Origin of the sequence: Roseateles saccharophilus (assembly GCF_031458095.1) — a bacterium.
Taxonomy (GTDB): domain Bacteria; phylum Pseudomonadota; class Gammaproteobacteria; order Burkholderiales; family Burkholderiaceae_C; genus Pelomonas; species Pelomonas saccharophila_A.
The window spans coordinates 2,451,552-2,475,373 of the sequence record NZ_JAVDXU010000001.1; the positions used below are offsets into that span (position 1 = coordinate 2,451,552).

At 69.9% G+C, this 23,822-nt stretch carries 23 protein-coding genes; 9 read left to right on the forward strand and 14 right to left on the reverse strand.

The genetic code is table 11. From position 1 onward, the window contains the following. Positions 1-7 precede the first annotated feature (7 nt). The 3 genes from J2X20_RS11195 (at position 8) to J2X20_RS11205 (ending at position 3,575) form a co-directional block, all read left to right on the forward strand. Positions 8-2,065: an ATP-dependent helicase gene (locus tag J2X20_RS11195; RefSeq protein ID WP_310264467.1), complete on the forward strand. Its 2,058-nt coding sequence runs from the start codon at positions 8-10 to the stop codon at positions 2,063-2,065. A gap of 276 nt (positions 2,066-2,341) precedes the next feature. After that, positions 2,342-2,719 (forward strand): hypothetical protein, encoded by a 378-nt coding sequence (locus tag J2X20_RS11200; RefSeq protein WP_310264469.1) that lies wholly within the window; start codon positions 2,342-2,344, stop codon positions 2,717-2,719. 163 nt (positions 2,720-2,882) lie between these two features. Beyond that, on the forward strand, positions 2,883-3,575 hold the full coding sequence (locus tag J2X20_RS11205; RefSeq protein ID WP_310264471.1) for a carbohydrate binding domain-containing protein: 693 nt from the start codon (positions 2,883-2,885) through the stop codon (positions 3,573-3,575). On the opposite strand, the gene J2X20_RS11210 is transcribed toward J2X20_RS11205, so the two are convergent. From J2X20_RS11210 to hemE, 3 genes are all read right to left on the reverse strand, one after another. Continuing rightward, on the reverse strand, positions 3,572-5,080 hold the full coding sequence (locus J2X20_RS11210) for an alkaline phosphatase D family protein (protein ID WP_310264474.1): 1,509 nt from the start codon (positions 5,078-5,080) through the stop codon (positions 3,572-3,574). The genes J2X20_RS11205 and J2X20_RS11210 overlap by 4 nt on opposite strands. Before the next feature lie 18 nt (positions 5,081-5,098). After that, the gene (locus J2X20_RS11215) at positions 5,099-7,153 is read right to left on the reverse strand and encodes a primosomal protein N' (RefSeq protein ID WP_310265154.1); all 2,055 of its coding nucleotides are present in this window, start codon (positions 7,151-7,153) and stop codon (positions 5,099-5,101) included. A 328-nt stretch (positions 7,154-7,481) separates the two neighbouring features. Beyond that, positions 7,482-8,561: a uroporphyrinogen decarboxylase gene (gene hemE, locus J2X20_RS11220; RefSeq protein WP_310264477.1), complete on the reverse strand. Its 1,080-nt coding sequence runs from the start codon at positions 8,559-8,561 to the stop codon at positions 7,482-7,484. A gap of 94 nt (positions 8,562-8,655) precedes the next feature. Here hemE and J2X20_RS11225 point away from each other — a divergent pair, with 94 nt between their 5' ends. From J2X20_RS11225 to J2X20_RS11235, 3 genes are read left to right on the forward strand one after another with little or no spacing between them, the layout of a single operon-like run. Next, positions 8,656-9,270 carry a LemA family protein gene (locus tag J2X20_RS11225; protein ID WP_310264479.1) on the forward strand — a complete coding sequence of 205 codons (615 nt, stop codon included), beginning with the start codon at positions 8,656-8,658 and terminating at the stop codon, positions 9,268-9,270. A gap of 7 nt (positions 9,271-9,277) precedes the next feature. Then, the gene (locus tag J2X20_RS11230; RefSeq protein ID WP_310264481.1) at positions 9,278-10,171 is read left to right on the forward strand and encodes a TPM domain-containing protein; all 894 of its coding nucleotides are present in this window, start codon (positions 9,278-9,280) and stop codon (positions 10,169-10,171) included. Next, on the forward strand, positions 10,171-10,707 hold the full coding sequence (locus J2X20_RS11235; RefSeq protein ID WP_310264484.1) for a TPM domain-containing protein: 537 nt from the start codon (positions 10,171-10,173) through the stop codon (positions 10,705-10,707). The genes J2X20_RS11230 and J2X20_RS11235 overlap by 1 nt, the downstream gene beginning before the upstream one ends. On the opposite strand, the gene J2X20_RS11240 is transcribed toward J2X20_RS11235, so the two are convergent. Continuing rightward, positions 10,702-11,532 (reverse strand): D-hexose-6-phosphate mutarotase, encoded by an 831-nt coding sequence (locus J2X20_RS11240; RefSeq protein WP_310264488.1) that lies wholly within the window; start codon positions 11,530-11,532, stop codon positions 10,702-10,704. The genes J2X20_RS11235 and J2X20_RS11240 overlap by 6 nt on opposite strands. 116 nt (positions 11,533-11,648) lie before the next feature. On the opposite strand from J2X20_RS11240, the gene J2X20_RS11245 reads away from it, so the two are divergent. Genes J2X20_RS11245 through J2X20_RS11255 form a run of 3 tightly spaced genes read left to right on the forward strand, consistent with a single transcriptional unit; the run spans position 11,649 to position 14,493 of the window. After that, entirely contained in the window at positions 11,649-12,524 is an 876-nt protein-coding gene (locus tag J2X20_RS11245) for a polysaccharide deacetylase family protein (protein WP_310264490.1), read from the forward strand. Then, positions 12,521-13,732, forward strand: a complete 1,212-nt coding sequence (locus J2X20_RS11250; protein ID WP_310264492.1) for a serine hydrolase domain-containing protein — start codon at positions 12,521-12,523, stop codon at positions 13,730-13,732. Before J2X20_RS11245 ends, J2X20_RS11250 begins: the two co-directional genes overlap by 4 nt. 38 nt (positions 13,733-13,770) lie before the next feature. Next, positions 13,771-14,493, forward strand: coding sequence for a class I SAM-dependent methyltransferase (locus J2X20_RS11255; protein ID WP_310264494.1), 723 nt, complete (start codon positions 13,771-13,773; stop codon positions 14,491-14,493). On the opposite strand, the gene J2X20_RS11260 is transcribed toward J2X20_RS11255, so the two are convergent. The 10 genes from J2X20_RS11260 to J2X20_RS11305 form a co-directional block, all read right to left on the reverse strand. Beyond that, complete coding sequence (locus tag J2X20_RS11260) at positions 14,480-15,109, reverse strand: 4'-phosphopantetheinyl transferase family protein (RefSeq protein ID WP_310264496.1); 630 nt, start codon at positions 15,107-15,109, stop codon at positions 14,480-14,482. The genes J2X20_RS11255 and J2X20_RS11260 overlap by 14 nt on opposite strands. Positions 15,110-15,114: 5 nt before the next feature. Next, positions 15,115-15,525, reverse strand: a complete 411-nt coding sequence (locus tag J2X20_RS11265; protein ID WP_310264497.1) for a hypothetical protein — start codon at positions 15,523-15,525, stop codon at positions 15,115-15,117. A gap of 68 nt (positions 15,526-15,593) precedes the next feature. Continuing rightward, positions 15,594-16,343, reverse strand: coding sequence for a formylglycine-generating enzyme family protein (locus tag J2X20_RS11270; RefSeq protein ID WP_310264499.1), 750 nt, complete (start codon positions 16,341-16,343; stop codon positions 15,594-15,596). A 17-nt stretch (positions 16,344-16,360) separates the two neighbouring features. Further along, on the reverse strand, positions 16,361-17,599 hold the full coding sequence (locus J2X20_RS11275; RefSeq protein WP_310264502.1) for a beta-ketoacyl-ACP synthase: 1,239 nt from the start codon (positions 17,597-17,599) through the stop codon (positions 16,361-16,363). Further along, positions 17,596-18,321, reverse strand: a complete 726-nt coding sequence (locus tag J2X20_RS11280; protein ID WP_310264504.1) for a 3-ketoacyl-ACP reductase FabG2 — start codon at positions 18,319-18,321, stop codon at positions 17,596-17,598. Before J2X20_RS11280 ends, J2X20_RS11275 begins: the two co-directional genes overlap by 4 nt. Beyond that, the gene (locus tag J2X20_RS11285; RefSeq protein WP_310264507.1) at positions 18,318-18,773 is read right to left on the reverse strand and encodes a hotdog family protein; all 456 of its coding nucleotides are present in this window, start codon (positions 18,771-18,773) and stop codon (positions 18,318-18,320) included. Before J2X20_RS11285 ends, J2X20_RS11280 begins: the two co-directional genes overlap by 4 nt. After that, a complete protein-coding gene (locus J2X20_RS11290; RefSeq protein ID WP_310264510.1) occupies positions 18,766-19,935 on the reverse strand; it encodes a beta-ketoacyl-ACP synthase in 1,170 nt (389 codons plus the stop codon). The genes J2X20_RS11285 and J2X20_RS11290 overlap by 8 nt, the downstream gene beginning before the upstream one ends. Beyond that, complete coding sequence (locus J2X20_RS11295; RefSeq protein WP_310264511.1) at positions 19,932-20,480, reverse strand: DUF3261 domain-containing protein; 549 nt, start codon at positions 20,478-20,480, stop codon at positions 19,932-19,934. The genes J2X20_RS11290 and J2X20_RS11295 overlap by 4 nt, the downstream gene beginning before the upstream one ends. Then, a complete protein-coding gene (locus J2X20_RS11300) occupies positions 20,477-21,553 on the reverse strand; it encodes a class I SAM-dependent methyltransferase (RefSeq protein ID WP_310264513.1) in 1,077 nt (358 codons plus the stop codon). The genes J2X20_RS11295 and J2X20_RS11300 overlap by 4 nt, the downstream gene beginning before the upstream one ends. Continuing rightward, positions 21,546-23,789, reverse strand: coding sequence for an MMPL family transporter (locus tag J2X20_RS11305; RefSeq protein WP_310264515.1), 2,244 nt, complete (start codon positions 23,787-23,789; stop codon positions 21,546-21,548). The genes J2X20_RS11300 and J2X20_RS11305 overlap by 8 nt, the downstream gene beginning before the upstream one ends. Positions 23,790-23,822 lie beyond the last annotated feature (33 nt).

Sequence of the window (23,822 nt, forward strand, 5' to 3'; positions counted from 1 at the left end):
CCCACTCATGTCTTCTGCAGTCCCCCCCGCCGCCGGGCTGAACCCGGCCCAGCTCGAAGCCGTCCATCACCTGAGCGGGCCCTGCCTCGTCATCGCCGGGGCCGGCTCGGGCAAGACCAAGGTCATCACGACCAAGATCGCCCAGCTGCTGGTGTCGGGCTACCGGCCCAGCCAGATCGCGGCCATCACCTTCACGAACAAGGCCGCGCAGGAAATGCGTGAGCGCGCCAAGGCCCTGGTGGGCAAGAAGGCGGCCAAGGACCTGGCCATCTCGACCTTCCACAGCCTGGGCGTGCGCCTGCTGCGCGAGGAAGGCTCGCGCGTCGGGCTGAAGGAGCAGTTCTCCATCCTCGACAGCGACGACGTGCTGAACGTGCTGAAGGACGCCGGCGGCACGACGGACGTGAAGCAGGCGCAGCGCTGGCAATGGACCATCTCGCTGTGGAAGAACCAGGGCCTGGGGCCCGCCCAGGCGGCCCAGGTCGCCCAGGACGAGGACGAGCGCTCAGCCGCCGCCGTCATGGTGCGCTACCAGGAGCGCCTGGCGGCCTACCAGGCCGTCGACTTCGACGATCTCATCACCCTGCCGCTGAAGCTGCTGACCACCGACGCCGAGGCGCGCGAGAAATGGCAGAACAAGCTGCGCTATGTGCTGGTGGACGAATACCAGGACACCAATGCGGTGCAGTACGAGCTGCTGAAGGCGCTGGTGGGTGAGCGCGGCATGTTCACCGCCGTGGGTGACGACGACCAGTCCATCTATGGCTGGCGCGGCGCCACCATCGAGAACCTGAAGCGCCTGCCGACCGACTACCCGAGCCTGAAGGTCATCCCGCTGGAGCAGAACTACCGCTCCACGGGGTCCATCCTGCGCGCCGCCAACAACGTCATCGCCGGCAACCCCAAGCTGTTCGAGAAGAAGCTGTGGAGCGAGTACGGCGACGGCGAGCCCATCGCGCTGCTGGAGGCCGATGGCGAGGAGCACGAGGCCGAGCGCGCCGTCGCGCGCATCCAGCAACTGCGCGCCGACGGCAAGGGCCCGGCCTTCAAGGACTTCGCCATCCTCTACCGCGCCAACCGCCAGGCCCGCGTCTTCGAGCAGGCCCTGCGCCGCGCCCAGATCCCCTACAAGGTCTCGGGCGGCCAGAGCTTCTTCGACAAGGCCGAGATCAAGGACCTGTGCGCCTGGCTGCGCCTGTTGGTGAACCAGGACGACGACCCGGCCTTTTTGCGCGCCGTGACCACGCCCAAGCGCGGCATCGGCCACACGACGCTGGGGGCTCTGGGCAGCTTCTCGGCGCAGTGGAAGTGCAGCATGTTCGAGGCCCTCTTCTCCGAGAGCCTGGCCACGGCCGTCACGGCGCGGGCCCTGGCCCAGCTGCACGAGTTCGGCCGCTATGTGAACGAGCTGCAATACAAGGCCAAACACACCGAAGGCCATACCGCGGCGCATGCGATGTTGACGGAGTGGCTCAAGGAGATCGCCTACGAAGCCCACCTCATCGACAACGAGGAGAACGAGAAGGTGGCCCAGGCGCGCTGGGGCAATGTGCTGGACTTCGTCGACTGGATCGCCAAGCGCTGCGGCGGCCAGCACAGCGAGGAAGGCGGCGTCAGCTTCACCGAGCCCAAGCAGAGCGTGCTGGACGTGGCCCAGACCATCTCCGTCATCCTGTCCCTGGCCGAACGCGGCGAAGAGCAGGACCAGGTGACGCTGACCACGCTGCATGCCTCCAAGGGCCTGGAATGGCCCCATGTCGTGCTGGCCGGAGTCAACGAAGGCCTGTTGCCCTTCAAGCGCGATGAAGAGGAGATGACGGCCGAGGCCCTGCAGGAGGAAAGGCGGCTGATGTATGTCGGCATCACCCGCGCGCGCACGACGCTGGCCGTGTCGACGTTGCGCCGGCGCAAAAAAGGCCGCGACACCGTTGTGGGCATCCCGAGCCGCTTCCTGGCCGAAATGAAGCTCAACGAGGGCGGCACCCGCGAGGATCCCCGGGAAAAGCTCAAGCGCATGCGCGAAGAACTGGCCGCCAAGGCAGCCGCCCGCGCAGCATCCCAGTAGCCCCAGGACCTCAGGGCCGGAGTGCCTTTCCGCGGGGCGAGCGCCGGGCCGCTCCCTAGCCGGCCCGCACTGGCGATGTGCTTGCCGGTCGATCCGGCAAGCATCGCCGTCCCCTCGGGGGACCGGCCAGGTAGGTCCTGGACGAGGGGCTTCTCAATAGTCAAGGCAGAGGCGCTCATTCGCGGGGGGCCCCCTCAAGCGCGTGAAGTCTTCACAACCTCATCACGGTAGGCTGCGAACAATGCATTCCAGTCCTTCTTTCCGGTGAGCCTGCACATGAAAGCCCTGGTCCTTGCTGCTGCCGTCATCGCTGCCCTGAGTTCGTCGACCCCGGCGGGTGCCGCGCGTGAGGCGCGCCAACCCATCGTCGACACGACGACGGCCGCCGTGATCGCTGATGCGGGACGTCTGGGCTCGGCCAGCCTGACCTCGCTGAATGGCAGCGCCCATTGGACGCCGGCCACCACACGCCCGGCCGCCGAGACCGAATTCGACGCCCTGCCTGTTCAGGTCGAGACCGGCACCCTGCTCATCGGCCTGGGCGCTGTTGCCCTCGCACTCGCCCGCCCCGTCAGCCGCGCCCTGCGCCGCCAGGAACAGCAACGCCGCGCCACGGCGCTGGCCAGCGCCATCGCCCACAGCCCGCGCGGCTGAGCGGCCCTCTTGCTTGGGACGAGGGGTTGCGTTTTCAGTGAAATGCTTCACAGGCCGCACACCGGCCTGAGGGGGTTGTTCGTGCGGGTGTGAACTCTGCACCCGGTGCCCGGCAGGGCAGGCCGAAGAATCGCGGCCAATCACTCCAAGCCCCTGCCCGCCGATGAAACGCGCCCTGTCCCTGCTCGCCCTGATCGCCTTCGGCAGCACCGCCCTCGCCGCCCCTGTGCCGGCCAGCAATCTGCTCGTCAATGGCAGCTTCGAGGGCACGACCGTGGCCAATGGCGGCTGGGTCAATGTCGGCACGACGCCGGGCTGGACTTGGCTGGCCGGCCCCGGCACGGGTTTCGAGATCCGCAACAACATCGCGGGCAAGGCCCAGGACGGCCTGAACTACATCGAGCTGGACACCAACGGCAATACCACCATTGGCCAGTACCTGGACAACCTCAGCGCCGGCGCCCGCTACGAGCTGAGCTTCTGGTACGCGCCGCGCGAATTCCAGGCCGCATCGACCAATGGCGTGCAGGCCTTCTGGAACGGCGTGCAGCTCGGCGCCACCTTGAGCGGCCTCGGCGGCAGCGGCAATGAATGGACGGAATACCGGTTCAGCCTGACAGCCCAGGCCGGCCGCAATCTGCTGAGCTTCGCGTCCACCGGCGCCAGCGACAGCCTGGGCGGCAATCTGGACAACGTCAGCCTCCATCGCGTTCCCGAGCCCGGTAGCCTGGCCCTGACCTTTGCTGCACTGGCGGGCTGCCTGCTGCTGCCGCGCTCGCTGCGCAAGCAGGCCGAGGCGCGCCGCGCCCAGGCCCTGGCCGCCGCACTTGCCGCGCCCGTGCCGACGCGTCGCTAAGCCGACAGGACGCCCGGACGGCCCGGGGCCACGGCGAAACGCGCAGTGGTCGTGATGCCGCTCTCCAGTTTCAGCGCATCGTCCAGCGTCCGCACCGAGGCGCTCAGGCCTTCGCGCGCGTCCAGCTTGAAGGCCATATAGCCGCGCTGGTCGCTGCGCGCATAGTGCAGATGCGGGTTCACCGCCCGCAGCGCATCCTGGGAATGCTTGCCGCCCCAACTGCTGATGGAGCTGCCACAGAACTCGCTGGCCACGGTCGGCGCGTCGGCGTCGTCGAAGTCTGCCTTCAGGTCGGCCACGATATGGCTGTGCACGTCGCCGCCCAGCACGACAACATTGGGCACCTGGCGCTCACGCACCGTGCCCAGCAGCCGGTTGCGCGCGGGCGCATAGCCATCCCAGCCGTCGGTCCAGTAAGTCGGCTCCTTCGCACTCCAGTCCATGCGCGCCATCAGCGTCTGCTGCGCCACCAGATTCCAGCGCCCGGGTGTCACGTCCCAGCCCTCGGCCAGCCAGCGTTCCTGGGCGGCCCCGAGCAGCGTGCGTTTCGGGTCCAGCAGTTCCGGGCACTCGCGCAGCGGCAGCGTGTTGCTGCCGTATTTGCCGGCCTTGGTGCACAGCTGCGGGTCGCGGTACTGGCGGTCATCCAGCGCATGGATGACGGCCAGCCGCCCCCAGGCGTGCCGCCCATGCATGCGCATGTCCACGCCGCGCGGGCGCCAGGCCTTGGGCAGGGGCTGGTGCTCCCAGTAGGCCTGGTAGGCGGCGGCGCGGCGGGCGGGGAAGTCCTGGGCGATCTTCTCGCCGCGCAGGCCGGCATAGTCGTTCTCGACCTCGTGGTCGTCCCAGACGAACAGCCAGGGCAAGGCGGCATGCATGGCCTGCAGGGCGGGGTCGGACTTGTACTGCGCGTAGCGGGCCCGGTACTGGGCCAGCGTCACCGCGTCTCCCCCCTCGACGGTCCGCACGCGACCCGGCGCGCCGCCATATTCGTAGATGTAGTCGCCCAGGAAGATGACGAGGTCCAGCTCCTCGGCCAGCATATGGCGCCAGGCGGCGAAGAAACCGTGGTCCCAGCGCTGGCAGCTGGCGATGGCAAAGCGCAGCGGCTCCAGCGCATCCGCGGCCGGCGTGGTGCGCGTGCGGCCGGCCGGGCTGCGCTGGCCCAGGGCCTCGAAGCGATACCAGTACCAGCGGCCGGGCTTGAGTCCCGCGGGTTCGGCGTGCACGCAGTGGCCCCAGCCAGCTTCGGCGGTCTCGGTGCCCGCGGTAACGCGATGCTTGAAGGCTTCGTCCCCGGCGACCTCCCAACGCACCTCGACACGCTCCGGCAGGTCGCCCCCTGTCAGGCGAGTCCACAACACCATGCCGTCAGCACTCGGGTGGCCGGAGGCGATGCCAAGCGCAAAGCGCGGCGCCACATCGGCATGCGCATGGCGCAACAGACCTGGCGCGAGGCCGGCGGCGAGGGACAGTTGGAGAAGGTGGCGGCGATGGGTGCCCATCGCCGCATTCTGGCGTGGTCAGATGGCTAGAGGATCCACGTCCACGGCCCAGCGCAGCACCGCCTTGTGCTCGCGCTTCAGAGCGATCAGTTCAGGCACCCAGGCACGCAAAAAGGCCTGCAGCCGCGCACGCTGCGTGGCCTCCACCAGCATCTGCATGCGCTCCACATCGGCCACGCGGGCGACGGCATGCGGCACCGGCGGATAGACCAGCACCTGCTCGTCCTGCAGCAGCCCCGCCGCCGCGTCCAGGAAGGCCTTGGCGGCCTCCGCCGTGCGTGCCTCGGCACGCAGCAGGGCGAGATGGGCAAAGGGCGGCAGGCTGGCCGAGCGGCGTTCGGCGAGCTGGTCGCGGGCGAAGCGCTCGTAGTCGTGGCGCGCCAGGGCCTGATAAAGCGCGTGGTCGCGGTGCCAGGTCTGCACCCACATCTCGGCCGGGGTCTCACCCGAGGCGTCCCGGCCGGCGCGGCCACCCGCCTGCATCAGCAGCGCGAACAGGCGCTCGGGCGCGCGGAAGTCGCTGCTGAACAGGGCGCCGTCCGGGTTCACCGCGGCGACGAAGCGGATGCGCCGGAAGTCATGGCCCTTGGTGATCATCTGCGTGCCGACGAGAATGTCGACGTCGCCATCGTGAACAGCCTGCAGCTGGGCCTCCAGCTCGCCCTTGCGCCGCGTCGAGTCGGCATCAATGCGCAGTACACGCGCGCCGGGCAGGGCCTCGCCGAGCTGCTCCTCCAGCTTCTCGGTGCCGCGGCCGATGGGGGCGATGTCGTGGTTGCCGCAGTTGGGGCAGGCGCTGGGCACGCGTTCGGTGAAGCCGCAGTGGTGGCAGCGCAGCGTGCGGTCGCGCTTGTGGAAGACGCGCCAGGCGCTGCAATGCGGGCAGTCGCTCTTCCACTGGCATTCGCCGCAATGCAGAACGGGCGCATAGCCGCGGCGGTTCAGGAAGACCAGGCTCTGCTCGCCGCGGTCCAGCCTCTCCTTCAGCGCGGCCAGCAGCGGCGCGGTCAGGGCCGTCGTCACGCCGGCCGTGGCCGGCAGCGACTTCATGTCGAAGAGCTTCACCCTGGGCAGGGCGCCACCGCCGATGCGGGCGGCCAGGGTCAGGCGCTCATAACGGCCACTCTCGGCGTGCTGCCAGCTCTCCAGCGACGGCGTGGCCGAGCCCAGCACGACGGGGATGCGCAGATCATGAGCACGCCAGACGGCCAGATCGCGCGCCGAATAGCGGGCACCGTCCTGCTGCTTGTAGGAGGGGTCGTGCTCCTCGTCGACGACGATCAGCCCCAGCTCGGGCAGGGACGCGAACACCGCCAGCCGCGTGCCCAGCACCAGGCGGGCGCGGCCGAGATGCGCAGCCAGCCAGTTCTGCAGGCGTTGGGCCGGCGTCAGCGCGCTGTGCAGGGAGACGATGGCCAGGGGCTCCGGCAGCAGGGCCGCGAAGCGCTCCGTGAAGCGGGCCTCGAGTTGCGGCGTCAGGTTGATCTCGGGCACCAGCACCAGCACCTGGCGGCCGGCGGCCAGGGCGGCCTCGGCGGCGCGCAGATAGACCTCGGTCTTGCCGCTGCCGGTCACGCCGAACAGCAGCAGCGGCTTGCGCTCGCCGCCGGTTATCTGCGCAGCGATGCGTTCGACCGCGTGGGCCTGCTCGGGCGCCAGCTCGGGCTTGACCGGCTCGGGCACGGCGACGGCCTTGGCCGCCTTGCGCTCCAGCTTGCGCAGCCGCGCCGCCAGTTGTTCGGGCGACAGTTCGCGCAGTTGTGGCGGCAGCACGGCGCTGGCCAGCTCGCCGACGCTGCGCTGGTAATAGCCGGCGGCGAAATCCAGCAGCCGGCACCAGTCGTCGCCCAGCGGCGCCAGCGCGTCGAAAACGGCCGCCACCGGCCGCAGCGCCACTTCGGCCGCCGCCTCGCCGCCCGGCCAGACCACGCCCAAAAGTTCGCGCTTGCCCAGCGGCACCCGCACCAGGGTGCCCGATGCGAGCGCCTGCTCACTGGCGTAGTCAAGCGGGCCGTTCAGACCGCTGTGCTGGGGCGCGTCGACGGCGACTCGCACCGTGAGGGCGCCTGCCATTTCAGCCATGCGCAGCTCCGCGCTTCTTGTGAAGCAGTGGCTCAGCAGTCGGCTGCAAGTGCATGATTTTGAAAGGCTCTTGGGTTGCCCACAATTTCTGTGGATAAGTTTGTGAGCAAAGTGGCGCGGGTGGACCGGCCGCGAACGAAAACGAGTCAGGCAGCCCCAAATTCGCTCGCCGCCGCTTTTTGTGCACCGCCTTGAAAATCAAGCACTTAGCACGAATTCGGGAAAACTCTTAGGTGCGCCGCACCAACTGCAGCGCGGCGCCCTCGCCCCCCAATTTTTGGGGATAAGTCATCTGCGAAGTGCAGATTTGACGGCCCTGTCAGGCCGCCGCGCGCAGGCGGCGCGAGTGCTGATGCACCTCGTCCACCAGGGCTGCCACGCTCTCGGGCGGCGTGAACTGGCTGATGCCATGGCCGAGGTTGAAGACATGGCCATGGCCGGCGGCGGGCTTGCCGAAACTGTCCAGCACGGCCCGCGCCTGGGCGCGCACGGCTTCGGGCGGCGCGAACAGCACATTGGGGTCGAGATTGCCCTGCAGTGCGACGCGGTCGCCCACGCGGGCGCGCGCGCTGGCGAGGTTCATGGTCCAGTCCAGGCCCACCACATCGGCGCCGGCAGCGGCGATCTCGTCCAGCCACAGGCCGCCACCCTTGGTGAAGAGGATGCGAGGGATGCGCACCCCGGCGTGCTCGGTCTTCACCTGGCTCAACACCTGGCGCGAATAGGCCAGGCTGAACTGCTGGAAGGCGCCATCGGCCAGCACGCCGCCCCAGGAGTCGAACAGCATGACGGCCTGGGCGCCGGCCTCGATCTGGGCGTTCAGATAGGCCGCCACCGAGCGCGCGTTGACGTCCAGGATGCGGTGCATCAGGTCGGGGCGGGCGTACATCAGGCTCTTGACGAGGCGGTAGTCGTCGGAGCCGCCGCCCTCCACCATGTAGCAGGCCAGGGTCCAGGGGCTGCCCGAGAAGCCGATCAGCGGCACGCGGCCGTTCAAGGCCTTGCGGATGGACGTGACCGCGTCGAAGACATAGCGCAGCTTGTCCATGTCCGGCACTTCCAGCGCCGCGACGGCGGCCTCGTCGCGGACGACCTTGGCGAACTTGGGCCCCTCGCCCTGCTGGAAGGACAGGCCCAGGCCCATGGCGTCGGGCACGGTCAGGATGTCGCTGAACAGGATGGCCGCGTCCAGCGGGAAGCGCTCCAGCGGCTGCAGCGTCACCTCTGTGGCGTAGTCGGTGTTGGTGGCCAGGCCCATGAAGCTGCCGGCCTTCTCGCGCGTGGCGCGGTACTCGGGCAAGTAGCGGCCGGCCTGGCGCATTAGCCAGATGGGCGTGTGTTCGGTGGGCTGGCGCAGGCAGGCGCGCAGGAAGGTGTCGTTTTGCAGGGGGGCGAACATGGCCAAATTATCCCTGCTGGCCTTGGCCCGCCCTGACGGCAGGCGGGAGCGCCGCTTGCCGGCATGTCGGGTCTTTCCTGCAACGAGATGCACCATGACCCGACTCCTTGCCGCCGTGGCCGTCGCGGCCAGCCTGTCTGGCTGCGGCTACAACCAATTCCAGAGCCTGGACGAACAGGTCAGTGCCAGCTGGGCCGAGGTGCTGAGCCAGTACCAGCGCCGCGCCGACCTGATTCCCAACATCGTCAACACGGTCAAGGGGGAGGCCAATTTCGAACAGGAGACGCTGACTCGCGTGGTCGAGGCGCGCGCTCGCGCCACCAGCGTGCAGGCAACCCCCGAACTGGTCAACGATCCGGAGGCGCTGAAGAAGTTCCAGGCCGCCCAGGGCGAATTGAGCAGCGCGCTGTCGCGCTTGCTGGTGGTCACCGAAAACTATCCCAACCTCAAGGCCAACCAGGGCTTCCAGGACCTGCGCGTGCAGCTGGAAGGCACCGAGAACCGCATCACCGTGGCGCGCAACCGCTACATCCAGAACGTGGCGGCCTACAACGTGCACACACGCAGCTTCCCCAACAACCTGACGGCCATGCTGTTCGGCTACAAGGCCAAGCCCAGCTTCACCGTACAGAACGAGGCGGCCATCACGACGGCGCCGACGGTGGACTTCGGCAGCAGCCGGCCGGCGGCGCCCGCTGCTTCCAAGTAAGGCCGCCATGCGCTGGCTGACCGCCCTGCTGCTGGTGCTGGCCGCGGCCCTCGCGTCCGCGCAGGAGGTGCAGAAGGTGCCGGCGCTGAGCGCGCGCGTCGTGGACCAGACCGCCACCCTTGACGCGGCCCAGCGCCAGGCGTTGGAGGACAAGCTGGCCGCCTATGAGAGCGCTTCGGGGCCGCAGATCGTCGTGCTGCTGGTCGCCACGACGGCACCCGAAGACATCGCCGCCTATGCCCAGCGCGTGGCCGATCAATGGAAGATCGGCCGCCGCGACGTGGGCGACGGCCTGCTCATCGTCGTGGCCAAGAATGACCGCCGCATCCGCATCGAGGTGGCCAAGGCGCTGGAGGGCGCGGTGCCCGATCTCGCCGCGCGGCAGATCATCGACCAGGCGATGACGCCGGCCTTTCGCGGCGGCGACTATGCCGGCGGGCTGAGCGCGGCGATCGAGCGGCTTCAGGCGCGCATCGCCGGCGAAGGCCTGCCCGCGCCCGCCTCGGCGCCGCGCGGCGGCGGCGCTGCCCAAGGCTTCGGCTTCCAGGACCTCGGCCTGATCTTCTTCATCGGCGTGCCCGTCGTCGGCATGCTGCTGACCGGCATGCTCGGCCGCCGGCTGGGCAGCCTGGCCACGGCCGGCACCGCGGGTGCGGCGGCCTGGGCCTTCGGCGGCAGCGTCATCACCGCGGGCATCGCGGCGGTCGTGGCCCTGCTGCTGGTCGGCGTGCTGGGTATGGGCGCGGCGCGGCGCGGCCGCCGCGGTGGTGTGTTGATGCCGCCCGTCATCTGGGGCGGTGGTGGCTTTGGGGGTTTCGGCGGCGGTGGAGGCGGCGGAGGCGGCTTCTCGTCCGGCGGCGGTGGCAATTTCGGCGGCGGCGGCGCTTCGGGGGGCTGGTGATGGCGAGCCTGTCGTCCCTCAAGCGCCTCATCCGCCACCGGATGTGGGACGACGACGATGCCCACCGCGTGCTGCCCGCCGAGGCTCTGGCGCGGCTGCAGCAGCGCGTGGCGGACAGCGAGCGCCGTCACAGCGGTGAAATCCGCATCTGCGTCGAGGCCGGCCTGCCGCTGAGCTACCTCTGGCGCGACGCGCCGGTGCGCGAACGGGCGCTGGCGATGTTCGCCAAACTGGGCGTCTGGGACACCGAGCACAACAACGGTGTGCTGATCTATCTGCTGCTCGCCGAGCACCGCATCGAGATCGTCGCGGACCGCGCGCTGGCGCGGCGCGTCGACGCCGGCCTCTGGCAGCAGTTGGTGGACACGATGGGCGACGCCTTTCGAGCCGGCCGCTTCGAACCCGGCCTGAACGACGCCATCGCCGCCGTGGACGCGCTGCTGGCGGCCCACTTTCCGCATGATGCGGGCGACGCCACGCGACGCCTCAACGAACTTCCCGACGCGCCCCTGCTGACGAGGCGCCGCGATCTATAGCAACTCGAGGCTCTGGCGCCCGACCCAGCTCTCGCCGGCCTGCAGTTCGATGGGGCGACCGATGCAGGCGGCCTCGACACAGAGCATCTCCGACCAGCCCTCGGGCGGCATGTCCGCCAGCTTGGCGCAGCGCTCGGGGCCGGGGTTCCAGACCACCGCGTCCTCGAAGCCCTGCTGGCGCACCGCCACCTGGCGGCGGTCTTCGCTGACCAGCAGCGGCCTGTCCTTGACGCCGAAATAGATGCGGTCCAGGTCGAGCACGCCCTTCTCGCCGGTCAGCAGCAGGTCCATGCGCTGCAGGGCCTCGGCCTGCTTGATGCTGTCCCAGTAGCGCAGGCCGGCCAGGCCCTCGACGCTGACCGCGTCCAGGTCGGCGACGCGCAGATAGGTGTGCAGGGCGGCCATGAACTGCAGCGGCGCCTCGCCCAGGTTCTCGCAGGCCAGCTCGATGTCCAGGGTGCGGCCGCCAATGCGGGCACTCAATTCCAGCTCGAAGGCATGGGGCCAGATCGCCCGCGTCTGCTCGCTGTCGCGCAGGCGCATGACGACCAGCGCGTCGTCCTTGCCCTGCTGCTGCTGGACCAGCTCCCACGGCAGCGTCCGCGCAAAGCCATGCTTGGGCAGGGGGCCGCGGTCGGAGAACTGCGGAAAGCAGACCGGCACGCCACCCCGGATGGCCTTGCCCGGCACGTATTCGCTGCGGGGCGACAGATAAAGCTGTTCGGAGGCTCCGGCAGGCTTCCAGGACAGCAGATGGCCGCCATGCAGGCTGAGTCGCGCGCTGGCCCCGTCCGGGCTTTGCAGGGTGATGAGGTCGTCGGTCATGGGCCGGCATTGTCCGTCCAGCCACCCCCTTGTTTGCTAGGGGTGGCGGCTGCAGCGACCTCCATAAAATCGCGCGTCCAAAAAAACCGCGCCCCGCCCCGGGGCCAGACGGTCCCGTGCGCACCCTTTTCTCCTGCCTCGTGCTGGCAGCCCTGGCGCTGCTGGGCGGCTGCCGATCGGCAGCCCATCGCGTGGCCACCAGCCCAGACACGCCGCCGCTGCGCTTTCTGCTGACCTTCGACGACGGTCCCAGCATCCGCAGCGCGCCCAACCCCACCGAGCAGGTGCTGGGCACGCTCGCGCGCAACCCGGTGCAGCCCGGCATCAAGGCCATCTTCTTCGTGCAGACACGGGCAGCCAACGGCGGCGGCACACCGCAGGGCCGCCAGCTGATGCAGCGCGAACTGGCGCTGGGCCATGTGCTGGGCTTCCATACCGCGACGCCGGGCCACTCCAACCACCTCAGCATGAGCGCAGACGTGCTGGGCGAGACGCTGAAGACCGGCCTCGCCGACCACGCGGATCTCGGCGTCGTGCCGCGTGTCGTGCGCCCCCCGATGTGGGCCTATGACGACCGCACGCTGGGCGCCTACGCGGACGCCGGCCTGCGCGCGCTGCTGACCGACGTCACCGCCAACGACGGCAAGCTGTTCCCGCCCTATGGCAGCCCGCGCCGCAAGCAGCACATGAAATACCAGATGGAGCTGCTGCGGCCGCGCGTGCTCGCCGGCGAGCTGCCGGTGGTGCAGGGCGTCATCCCGGTCGTCGTGACCTTCCACGACCCCAACCCCTTCACGGCCGAGCACCTGGCGGAATACCTGCAACTGTTGCTCAACAGCGCACGCCAGCAGGGGCTGCGGGTCGCGGACCGCCCCTTCTATGGCCAGGACGACGACGTCGAGGCCATCGCGCTGGCGCGGACCGTGAACGCGGAAGATCCCGTCCAGCACATCCCCGGCTTCTGGCAGTCGCTGCTGAGGCTCAAGCCATGAGACGCGCCGCTGTGCTGCTCTTGCTGCTGGCTCTGCTCGGCGGCTGCGGCCACATGACCCACCAGGAGCCCGAGCCCGCCGCCGCCGTGCTGCCGCGCGAACCCCTGCGCGCCGGTGTCGATCGCCTGGTGCAGCCGGTGCTGGCCGGGCGCGAGACGCCGGGGCTGATCGTCGGCGTCGCCACGCCCGACGGCCGCCGGCAGTTCTTCAGCTACGGCCTGGGCGAAACCGATGGCGCGCCCCTCGGGCCCGACACCCTCTTCCCCATCGGCTCCCTGACCAAGGGCTATACCGGCGCGCTGCTGAGCGTCCTCGTGGACGAGGGCCAGCTGCGCTGGGACGAGACCCTGGCCGAACTGCTGCCCCAGCTGCGCCTGACCCCGCAGGCCGCCCGCCTGACGCTGCTGCAGCTCGCCACCCACAGCGCCGGCCTGCCACGCCAGCCTACCGACCTGAGCCTGTTCACCGGCCTGCTGCGCTTCACCTTCACCGGCAGCAATTTCTACGAGGTGCTGGACGCCCAAGGCCTGGCGCGCTTCATGGCCGGCTTCACGCCACCGCCCCATCCCGAACCGGCCTATTCCAACATCGGCTATGCGCTGATCGGCATGGCCATCGAGGCCCGCACCAGGCGCCCCTTCGGCCCGCTGCTGGCCGAGAAGGTGCTGGCGCCGCTGCAGCTGGCGCACACCGGCCTGGAGCCCGGCCCCGCCCATCGCGCCCAGGGCCATGCAGGCGACCAGCCCTATTTCATGCCGCGCGGCCGGCCCGTCAACGACTGGCAGTTTCCCGCCGCGATGCAGGGTTCGGCCGCGCTGTACTCGACGGCGGCCGACCTGCTGGATTTCGCCGTCGCCCACCTGGACGCCGACGCGGGTCATCTCAACCGCCTGCTGGCCGACAACCTGCGCGTGCGCACGCCGCGCCCCGAAGACGCGCCCGGCATTGCCTGGGTCACTGATGACTTCGATGGCATTGCCATCACCAACCAGGTCGGCATGGCCGTGGGCCACACCGCCTATGTCGGCCTGCACCGCGACAGCCGCATGGCCGTCGTGGTGCTGCAGACCAGCTTCAACTGGAACTTCAAGATCGGGCACAAGCTGCTGCTGCGGCTGGTGCGCGGCCGCATCGCCTGGGCCGATGGGACCGAAGCGGCCCAACTGCCTGCCCCTATCATCGCCAGCGGACGCCCGGACAGGGAGTGACCGCCAGGCACACCGCGCGCCCTCAGCCACAAGCCAACATGAATTCCATCCAGCCTTCCTCGGTCGCAACCCGCGCTCCGGCCTTCGTTCCCGAAACGCGCTTCGGCCTGTGGTTCCTCTCCACCGCCACCTGGCGCATCCATGTGCTCGGCCGCGCCCTCAGCGACCTGCAGCGCATGGCGCCCGAGGTGCCGAGCGGCGGCGTCGTGCTGGACATCGGCACCGGCCAGGGCCACTCCCTGCCCGAGCTGGCACAGCGCTTCAAGCCCAGCCAGATCCACGCCCTCGACCCCGAGCCCGACTTCGCCCAGCGCTGCGCTGCCATGCGCGAGTCCTGCGGCGTGCCGGTGAGCCTGCACCAGGCCCATGCCGAGCGCATCCCGCTGCCCGACGCCTCGGTGGACCTGGTGCTCTGCCACCAGACCCTGCACCACATCGTCGACCAGACCACGGCCCTGGCCGAGGTCTTCCGCGTGCTCAAGCCCGGCGGCCGCCTGCTGCTGGCCGAAAGCACGCGGGCCTATATCCACAGCTGGATCATCCGGCTGCTGTTCCGCCACCCCATGCATGTGCAGCGCAGCGCGCCGGAGTTCCTCGAGATGCTGCGCGCCGCCGGCTTCGAGCTGAGCGAGGAGCGCATCAGCACGCCCTATCTGTGGTGGAGCCGCAAGGATCTGGGCGCCCTGGAATGGCTGGGCTTCGGCGTGCCCAAAGTGCGCGAAGAGACGCTGCTGAACGCGGTGGCCGTCAAGCCACGCTGAGCGGCGCCCAGCCCTCGCCTGCCGCGGGCCGCAGGCTCTGCGGCAACAGCCCCGTCACCCATTCGGGCGCCGCGGCGCCGACAAAGGCCCAGTGCAGATCGCCGACCTGGCCATGCCAGGCCGGGCCGACCGCATCGGGCTGCCAACGCAGGCCGCGCAGGGCGGACAGGCTGTGGATGTCGGGATGGGCCTTCAGCCAGGCCTCCGCCAGCGTCCAGTGCCGGTAGAAATAGGCGGGATCGGGGCAAGGCTGCAGGCCGGCGAAGGCGGCCAACGCTCGCCAGTCCCGGCCGGGGTTTTCGACCTGCAGGTCCAGGCCCGCGAGGCCGGCGGCGGCGACCGCGACGCCTATCCAGTCGCCGCTGTGGCTGATGGACACGCGCCAGGGCGGCGGAGCACTGCAGCGGCCGTCGGGCTCCAGGCCCAGCTCCGCTGCGCCGGCCCCGACATGGGCCAGCAGCCGCCGCGCCAGCCAGCGGCCGGCCACGAACTGCCGACGCCGCTGTATGCCCGAGAAGCCGGCCCAACGCTCGCGCTCCGCCGCGCTCAGCCAGGCGATGTCGTCACCGACGACGGCCAGGGCCTGCTGCAGCGGCGCGACGCAGGCCCAGCCCACGGGCTTTACTTGTTGCCGATCAGCGAGACTTCGATGGCGACGTCGTTGCTGAGGTTGCGGATCCAGGTGTTGTAGGTGGGGTGGATGCGCTGCTTGTCCGGATCGGCGTTCAGGTTGTAGCTGTTGACATAGGCCAGCTGGTAGCCGGTGGCGTCGTAGGTCGCCTTGACGGTGGCCTCATGCTTGCCCTGGCGGCTGTACTTGAACGTCAGCTCGCCGGGCACGTCGTTGATGACGATCCAGTTGCGTCGTGCGCCGGCACGTACCAGCGCGTCGTGAAGCTTGGCCTGAGTGATCTCCGGCTTGCCCGCCAGGCTCATGCGCTCCGGCATATACATCGGCTCGTCACGCGCCTGGGCCACGCCCAGAGCCAGCCCCAGGCTGATGGCGACCAGCGTCGTCTTGAATGCAGTCATGTTCGTCCTCCTTGAATATGAACCGGGCGAAATTATTGGATCGAAACCGGCAAGGCCCGCCGGTCGGCTTAGGGGTTGTCGCGCGCCAGCCTGAAGCCGATGCGGCCGTCCGTCAGGTCAGCCTTGTAGCGGTTGCGCAGGCCGCAGCGCACGTAGTTGACCTTGCCATGGAAGGAGCCGCCACGCGTCACGCGCTTGTCTTCGCCGCCCGCTTCGATGACCGGGTTGTTGCCGGGCTCGGTGGGATAGGGCGTGACGAACTTGTCCTGCACCCATTCCCACACATTGCCGGCCATGTCGTGGATGCCCAACCCGTTGGGCTTCTTGGTGCCCACCGGATGGGTCTGATGGCCGGCGGCGTCCTTGCCGTACCAGGCGATACCCTCGACCTCGTCGGCCGAGGACGTGCCCGGCCAGGTCTCTTCCTTGCCGCCGCTGCGGCAGGCGTATTCCCACTCCGCCTCGGAAGGCAGGCGATAGCCGCCGCGGCCCTGGGCATTCAGCTTCTGGATGAATTCCTGCACCTGGTTCCAGGACACGCGTTCCACCGGGCAGTCGTCACCGCAGTTGTACTGCGAGGGGCCGGTGCCCATCACGGCGCGCCATTGCGCCTGAGTCACCTCGACCTTGCCGATCTCGAAGGTCTTGAGGCAGACCTTGTGCACCGGCCGCTCATGCTTCTCGTGCACGGGCGAGCCCATGTCGAAGCAGCCCGCCGGCACGCTCACCATCTCGAAGGCCGGCAGGGCCTCGGCGGCGTGGGCCGAGGACATGACAAGCGCCGCGGGCAAGGCGGCCATCCAGAACCAAGCTTTCATCACCCCTCCCTGGGTTTTCAGATACGGCGCAGGATCAACGACGTGTTGATGCCGCCGAAGGCGAAATTATTGGTCATCGCGTATTCGGTCTCGAGCTTGCGGCCACCACCGAGCACGTAGTCGAGTTCACCGCAGCGCGGATCGACCTGGCGCAGGTTCAGCGTCGGCGCAAACCAGCCGGCCTTCATCATCTCCAGTGTCATCCACGTCTCCAGCGCCCCGCAGGCGCCCAGGGTGTGGCCCATATAGCTCTTCAGCGAGGAGATCGCGGCGCGGCTGCCTAGCACCGACTGCGTGGCCTGGCTCTCGGCCACGTCGCCCTGGTCGGTCGAGGTGCCGTGGGCGTTGACGTAGGGAATGACTTCGGGCGGCAGGCCGGCATCCTCCAGCGCCAACCGCATGGCCCCCGCCATGGTGGCGGACTGCGGCTGGGTCACGTGGGTGCCGTCGCAATTGGTGCCGTAGCCGACGATCTCGCCCAGGATGTGGGCGCCGCGGGCCTTGGCGTGCTCGTACTCCTCCAGCACGAAGGTGCAGGCGCCCTCGCCCAGCACCAGGCCGTCGCGGTCCTTGTCGAAGGGGCGCGGCGTCAGGCGCGGCTGATCGTTGTATTGCGTGCTGGTGGCGAACAGCGTGTCGAAGACCGCCGCCTGGGTCGGATCCAGCTCCTCGGCGCCGCCGGCCAGCATGGCCACCTGCTTGCCGCTCTGCACGGCCTCGTAGGCATAGCCCAGGCCCTGGCTGCCCGAGGTACAGGCGCTGCTCGTCGTGATGATGCGGCCGGTGATGCCAAAGAACACCGCGATGTTGACGGTCGCCGTGTGCGACATCATCTTCACATAGGTGTTGGCGTTGATGCCCTCGATGCTCTTGGCGCTCATCATGCGGCCGAAGTCGCCGACGGCGCTGGGCGTGCCGCTGGAGCTGCCGAAGCTCACGCCGAGCTTGCCGCCGGTCACCAGCGGGTCGCCGATGAGGCCGGCCTGCTCCAGGGCCAGCTCGGCCGAGCGCGTCGCCATCTGGGCCACGCGGCCCATGCTGCGCATGCTCTTGCGGTTGTAGCGGTCGGCCGGCAGCTCGAAGGGCGCGCAGGGCACGCCCACCTGGGTGTTGAGGCCTTCGTAGTCGGCCCATTCCGTCATGCGCTGGACCTTGTTGGTCTCGGCGCGCAGGCTGTCCAGCACGGTCTCGGCGTCATGGCCCAGCGGCGACAGCGCGCCGATGCCCGTGATCACCACGCGTTTTCTTGTACTCATCCCACCATCCCCCCGTTCACAGATATCACTTGCCGCGTGATGTAGGCGGCGTCCTCGCCCATCAGGAAGCTCACCACGGCCGCGACCTCTTCGGGTCGACCGACGCGCTTGGCCGGGATGATCTTCAAGGCCTCCTCGACCAACGCCGTGTCGACCATGTCCGTTTCTATCAGGCCTGGGGCCACGCAGTTGACAGTGATCTTGCGGCTGGCCAGTTCGACGGCCAGCGCCTTGGTGGCGCCGATGATGCCGGCCTTGGCCGCGCTGTAGTTGACCTGGCCGCGGTTGCCCATGATCCCTGACACCGAGGCCAGCGTGACGATGCGGCCCGCCGCCTTGCGCCGCACCAGCGGCATGGTCAGCGGCTGCAGCACGTTGTAGAAGGCGTCGAGGTTGGTGTGGATGACGGTGTCCCAGTCCTCGCCACTCAGCGCCGGGAAGGCGCCGTCGCGGGCGATGCCGGCATTGCAGACGATGCCGTAGTAGCAGCCATGGGCCTCGACATCCGCCAGCAGCGCGGCGGCAGAGGCCTCGCGGTCGGCCACGTCGAACTGCAGCACACGGGCCGCGCGGCCCAGGGCGCGGATCTCGGCGGCGGCGGCTTCGGCCTGCTCGCGCTGGCTGCGGCAGTGCAGGACGAGGTCGTAGCCGTCACGCGCAAGGCGCAGCGCAATCGCGCGGCCGATGCCGCGGCTGGACCCGGTGACGAGCACCGTACTCATACATCTTCTCCATTCAAAAAGGCGCTCGGGTCCTTGGGCCCGAACACCGTCAGCAAGGCGCTGGCCAGCTCCACGCCGTCGGCGTGGATGCGGCAGTCAAACTGCCCCAGACCGTTGTCGGCCTGGTAGCCGCGCTCGATATCGATCCGCAGGCGCTGGCCCGGCGCAAAGCGCGCCACGTCGCAGCGGTAGCGCCGCGTGCCCAGCAGCAAGCCGATGCGCGGTGCTTCGCCGATCTGGCGCGCCTGCCAGCCGGCCCAGGCGGCGACGGCCTGGGCCATGTACTCGATGCCCACCCAGGCACCCACGCCGCCGTCGTGGCTGAACAGGCCAACGGCCGGCACCACCACCTCGGCGCTCAGGCGTTCGCCCTCGGCCGCGATGACGCGGTCGAGCAGGCTCATCGGACCCTGGTGGGGGACCAGCTCGGTGACAGGAGGCAGCTCAGACATGGCTTAGCACGAGGGAGGCGTTGTTGCCACCAAAGGCAAAGGAATTGCTCATCACATGGCGCGGCGCCTCGGGCAGGCGGCGGCCGGGCGTGACGAGGGCGATGGGCGGCAGCTCGGCGTCGCGCTGGCCGTCGAAATGGTGGACGGGCAGGCGGCCGTCGCCGGCCACCGTCAGCCAGGCGATGGCGGCCTCGATGGCGCCGGCCGCGCCCAGGGCATGGCCGGTCAGCGGCTTGGTCGACGAGCAGGGCAGGCCCAGGCCGAACAGCTCGGCCACGGCGCGGCTCTCCATGGCGTCGTTCTGCGGCGTGGCGGTGCCATGCAGGTTCAGGTACCCGATGTCGGCGGGCGCCAGGCCGGCGCGCTGCAGGGCCTCGCGCATGGCCGCCAAGGCGCCGCGGCCGCTGGGCTCGGGGGCGGAGATGTGGTGGGCGTCGGAGCTCTCGCCCCAGCCCGACAGGCGCACGGCCGAGGGCTCACCGCTCAGCACGAACAGGGCCGCGCCTTCGCCGATATTGATGCCGGCGCGCGTCGCGCTCAGCGGCCGGCAGCGCGCCGGGTCGACCGAGTCCAGGGCCGTGAAACCCGCCACCGTCATGCCGCACAGCGCGTCGACGCCGCCCACCAGCACGGCATCGCACAGGCCGGCCTTCAGCAGGCGTGCGCCGCTGGCCAGGGCCTTGGCACCGGAGGAGCAGGCGGTGGACACGACATAGCGCGGCCCGCTTAAGGCCAGCAGCTCGGCCAGCATCAGCGCGGGCGAGCCTAGCTCCTGCTGCTCGACATGGAATCCCGCCGGCAACCGACCGTCGCGGGCCAGGGCAGCGATGGCCGCTTCGCTCTCGCCGACGCCGGAGGTGCTGGTGCCGAGGACGACGCCGATGCGGTCGGCGCCGTGGCGGGCTATGGCCCCGTCCACCTGGTCGCGGATCTGCGCGAGCGCGGCCAGCAGCAGGGCGTTGTTGCGGCTGCGTTGCTGCAGCGGCAGATGCTCGACCGACGGCAGCTCGCTGCGCACCGCGCCGAGATGCAGTTCATGCCCCGGCCAGACCGAGGCGTTCGCGGCCACGCCGCCGGGCGCGTCGGCAAACACCGCGTCACGCAGGGCCGCCAGGTCATGGCCGGCCGCGCAGATGACGCCGGGAGGCTGCAGATAGATCACGCGCCCTCCAGCGGTTGGGATTCGATCAGCAAGCGATAGCCCTCGGCCCTGTTGACGATCTCGACGATGTTGGCGCCGTGGCGCTGCACGACCAGCCGGGCTTGCCCGCCTTGTTGCAGCTCGAAGGCCGTGGCGGTCTGCACCCAGGCCCAGCCCGCGGGCAAGGCGGCGCGCACCGCCTCGGCCGGCCAGAAGCTCAGGCAGAGATCGCGCAGCATGCGGTCGGTGTCGACCTCGGCCGGCAGCATGGGGTGGCGCTGCACCTGCAGGTCCTTGCCGTCCCATTGCATCAGCAGCACGCGCTGGCCGTAGGCGAAGCCGGCCAGCAGCAGGCCCGAGGCGTCGAGCTGCAGCTGCAGCTCGACGCGCTGCGGCGGCGCATCGGGCTGGTCCAGCCGCGTGACCGACAGGCGCTGGCTGAGGGCGAAGCGCGCATGCCCTAAGGCCGCGGGCGCCAGGCGCAGCGGCGGCAGCTCGCTGGGCGGCGGCGGCGTCGCGCAGCCGGCCAGCAAGGCGGTGATCAGCAGCAGGCGGCGCTTCATCATGCGCGGGCAAACCTCAGCAGGCTGTGGCAATAGCCGATGCCGTCGCGCGCGGTCAGCAGGCGCAGGCCGGCGGCCTCGGCCAGGCGGATGTAGTCGCCGCTCTCGTAGACCTTGCTGTTGCCGCTGGCCATGGCGGTGAAATACGGCGAGGTGTTGATGAGGCAATAGGCCGCGATGTCATAGCGCTGGCGGTCCCAGAAGGTGTCCATGACCAGCACCTGCCCGCCGTCGGCCAGGCAGGCAGCGACGCGCCGGAAGATGCTGGCGATCTCGGCCTCGCCGAAGCAGCTCAGGAACTGGCTCATCCAGACCAGGTCCATGCCCGCGGGCAGGGCGGCGTCCGGGTCGAGCAGATTGCGCGCATGCAGCTGGGCGCGCTCGCGCAGGCCCTCGGCCAGCAGATTGGCCTCGGCCACCGCCAATTGCTGGGGCAGGTCGACGAGATGGAGCTCGACCTGGGCGTCGTAGTTCAGCGCGGCGCGCGTGAACTTGCCGGTGTTGGCGCCGATGTCCATGAGGCGCTTTGGCGCCGTGGCGAACACGTCGGGCAGGATGTCGGGGAAGGAGGTGTCCGAGTAGTGGTGGTCGAAGGCAAACCAGCTCGACTTGGCCGGCTCGGGCAGCTCGGACAGCACCGGGTAGATGCTGGGCCAGTCGCCCAGATGGGCCAGGCCCAGCGGCTTGCCGGCATCCAGCGAGCGCTCCAGCTCGAAGAGCCCTTGATAGCAGACGTCGTGGATGAAGTCGAAGTTGACGCGCGTGATGTCGTCGGAGATCAGGCAGAAGCCCGCCTTGTCGAGCTGCCAGCGGCTGGCCTCGATGAGCACGACGCCGGCCGACAGGCAGGACTCCAGCACCAGCTTCAGCGCATAGCGGCTCCAGCGGCCGGTGGCCTCGAGTTCGTCCAGCGTGATGCCGCGCTCGCCGGCGTCGCCCAAAGCCTCGAGGATGCCGCGCTTCCACGCGTAGTGGACGCAGTGGAAGACCACCGGACCGAAGGCGATCTTCTGGGCCTCGAAGCGGGCGTCGAAGGCGCGCTGCTTCGGAGGAGAGAACTTCTTGGTCTCAAGCATGGGGGGGCAGGAAGAAGGGGGTGAGCAGCCAGGCGAGGAAGACGCCCATCAGCAGCGTGAGGCCAAAGGCCTGCAGGGCCGGCGTGCCGGAAAGGGCCAGCAGGCCGAAAGACAGCAGGGTGGAGGCGGCAGCCAGCGTCACCGACAGAAAGGGGCGGGTTTCGCTGCGGCCGGGCTGTTCCAGCAGGAATATGCCGTAGTCCACGCCCAGGCCCAGCAGGATGAGCAGGGGCAGGATGTGAAACAGCTGCAAGACCTGCCCACCAATTGCAAGCAGGGCCACCGTGAGCAGGCAGGCCAGGGCCGTGGGCGCCAGGGCGCGCCAGGCGGCCCGGCCGAAGCGCCAAGCCAGCGCGGCCCAGGTCAGCACGAAGCCCAGCAGCAGCACGGCCGACATCAATTGGCGGTAGCGGCCCAGCAGGGTGCTGACCTCGCCGACCTTGTCGACCCAGGTGACACCGTCGAGCTGCAGCGCCGCCAGGGCGCTGCGTGCCTCGGCCGATTCGGCGCCGCGCAGCATCACGACGCTGGCCATGCCCTCGCCCAGCCGGCCCAGCCATTGGGCGCGCACGGGTCCGCTGGCGGGGCTGGCCAGCCAGGCCTGGGGGGCCAGCGAGGCCGAGGCGGTGGCGGCGGGAGCGACCGCTTGACCCAGCTTGTCGGCCAGCACGGGCCGCAGCTCGGCGGTGCGGCGCGCCGCCAGTTCAGCGTCCTCGCGCTGGCGCTTCAGCGAAGGCAGCCAGTCGCTGACGGCCTGGGCGCCGAGCTTCATGTCACGCAGACGCGCCGTCAGCGCCTCCTCGCGCTCCAGCAGCCGCTGCTCGTCGCGCCCCTGCACGACGAAGAACTGGGCCAGGCCGGGCGCCTGCATCAGGCGGGCGAACTCGCGTTGCTGGGCCACGAGACCGGCCGGCGCGGATTGCAGCTGGCGGATGTCGTCGTCAAAGCGCAGCCGGCTCGCGCCCCAGGCCACGAGAGCGGCGGACACGAGCAGCAGCACGAGCAGCCCGCGCGCCTTGAGGCTGGGCCACAGCGCACGGCGCGAGCCCAGCCAGTCGGCAAAGCGCGTCGGCGCCATGCGGCCGCCGCCATCCAGCAACGGGAACCACCACAGCACGGTGACGAAGGCCGCCACCAGCCCGACCGCCGAGAACACCGCGATCTGGCGCAGGCCCGGGAAGGACGGCAGGGCCAGCAGGGCGTAGCCGATGACGGTGGTGGCCATGGCCAGGCTGACGATGGGGATCTGGCGCCTCAGCATGGCCCAGCGCTCGGCTGCCGCGAGGCCCTGGCGGGCGCTGAAGTAGTTGCTGCCGTAGTTCTCGGCCACGCCCAAGAGGCTGGCGCCGAAGATCAGCGTCACGAGGTGCAGCTGGCCGAACACCAACAGGCTGACCGAGGTGGCGACGCACAAGCCCACCGCCATCGACAGCGCGACGAGCAGGCGCGGCCGGATGGAGCGGAAGGCCAGCAGCGTCAGCGCGACGATGCCGACCAGGGAGCCCAGGCCGATGGTGTGGATCTCACGCTCGGCCTGGTCGGAGGCGGCCGCGGCGAACAGCGGCACGCCGGCCCGGATGACGCGGGCGCCCTGCCCTTCGGCGGCCTGCGTAGCGGCATCCAGCCTGGGCTGCAGCGAGCGCTGGGCGCTGATCTCGAAGCCGGAGCCGGGTAGCTCGATCAACACCAGGGCGTAGTGGCGATCGGGGGCGTCGGGGTCGGTCAGCATCAGCCGGCCGTCCTGCACGCGCACGCGGCTGCTCTGGCCGCGTTCGGCCAGCCATTGGCCGAAGAGGTTGAGCGGGTCGTCGCTCCAGGCGCCCACGCGCGGGCCGCCGACGGGCTGGTAGAGGGCGGCCAGGGCCTGGTCGGCCAGCTCCTCGGTCGGTGCCTTGGCCAGGCGCTCACGGGCCTGCGGCGACAGCAGGCCGGCACGCACGGGTGCGTAGAGGGTCAGCCAGGCCTGCTGCTCGCTGTCGGCAACGCGATGGCGCGCCGGCATGTCACCCAGCGCCTGCAGGAAGGCATCGGCCGCGCGTTGCGCCTGATCCTTCTGGCCGCCGCCGATCAGCACGGTGATGCGGCGCGCGCCGGCATCCGCCAGGGCCTGGGTGGCCTGGCCGGCCAGCGGGCGCTGCTCGTCGCGCGGCAGCATGGCCAGCATGTCGGTCACCGGGGCGCCCTTGTGCACACCCCAGTACCAGGCGTTGTGAGCCAGGCAGGCGAGCACGAGCACGAGCCAAAGGCCCGCGAGGCGCCGGGTGACGCG

Coding starts and splice junctions, on each gene's coding strand:
- J2X20_RS11195 (WP_310264467.1), top strand. CDS start 8: ATGTCTTCTGCAGTCCCCCCCGCCGCCGGGCTGAACCCGGCCCAGCTC.
- J2X20_RS11200 (WP_310264469.1), top strand. CDS start 2,342: ATGAAAGCCCTGGTCCTTGCTGCTGCCGTCATCGCTGCCCTGAGTTCG.
- J2X20_RS11205 (WP_310264471.1), top strand. CDS start 2,883: ATGAAACGCGCCCTGTCCCTGCTCGCCCTGATCGCCTTCGGCAGCACC.
- J2X20_RS11210 (WP_310264474.1), bottom strand. CDS start 5,080: ATGGGCACCCATCGCCGCCACCTTCTCCAACTGTCCCTCGCCGCCGGC.
- J2X20_RS11215 (WP_310265154.1), bottom strand. CDS start 7,153: ATGGCAGGCGCCCTCACGGTGCGAGTCGCCGTCGACGCGCCCCAGCAC.
- hemE (WP_310264477.1), bottom strand. CDS start 8,561: ATGTTCGCCCCCCTGCAAAACGACACCTTCCTGCGCGCCTGCCTGCGC.
- J2X20_RS11225 (WP_310264479.1), top strand. CDS start 8,656: ATGACCCGACTCCTTGCCGCCGTGGCCGTCGCGGCCAGCCTGTCTGGC.
- J2X20_RS11230 (WP_310264481.1), top strand. CDS start 9,278: ATGCGCTGGCTGACCGCCCTGCTGCTGGTGCTGGCCGCGGCCCTCGCG.
- J2X20_RS11235 (WP_310264484.1), top strand. CDS start 10,171: ATGGCGAGCCTGTCGTCCCTCAAGCGCCTCATCCGCCACCGGATGTGG.
- J2X20_RS11240 (WP_310264488.1), bottom strand. CDS start 11,532: ATGACCGACGACCTCATCACCCTGCAAAGCCCGGACGGGGCCAGCGCG.
- J2X20_RS11250 (WP_310264492.1), top strand. CDS start 12,521: ATGAGACGCGCCGCTGTGCTGCTCTTGCTGCTGGCTCTGCTCGGCGGC.
- J2X20_RS11255 (WP_310264494.1), top strand. CDS start 13,771: ATGAATTCCATCCAGCCTTCCTCGGTCGCAACCCGCGCTCCGGCCTTC.
- J2X20_RS11265 (WP_310264497.1), bottom strand. CDS start 15,525: ATGACTGCATTCAAGACGACGCTGGTCGCCATCAGCCTGGGGCTGGCT.
- J2X20_RS11270 (WP_310264499.1), bottom strand. CDS start 16,343: ATGAAAGCTTGGTTCTGGATGGCCGCCTTGCCCGCGGCGCTTGTCATG.
- J2X20_RS11275 (WP_310264502.1), bottom strand. CDS start 17,599: ATGAGTACAAGAAAACGCGTGGTGATCACGGGCATCGGCGCGCTGTCG.
- J2X20_RS11280 (WP_310264504.1), bottom strand. CDS start 18,321: ATGAGTACGGTGCTCGTCACCGGGTCCAGCCGCGGCATCGGCCGCGCG.
- J2X20_RS11285 (WP_310264507.1), bottom strand. CDS start 18,773: ATGTCTGAGCTGCCTCCTGTCACCGAGCTGGTCCCCCACCAGGGTCCG.
- J2X20_RS11295 (WP_310264511.1), bottom strand. CDS start 20,480: ATGATGAAGCGCCGCCTGCTGCTGATCACCGCCTTGCTGGCCGGCTGC.
- J2X20_RS11300 (WP_310264513.1), bottom strand. CDS start 21,553: ATGCTTGAGACCAAGAAGTTCTCTCCTCCGAAGCAGCGCGCCTTCGAC.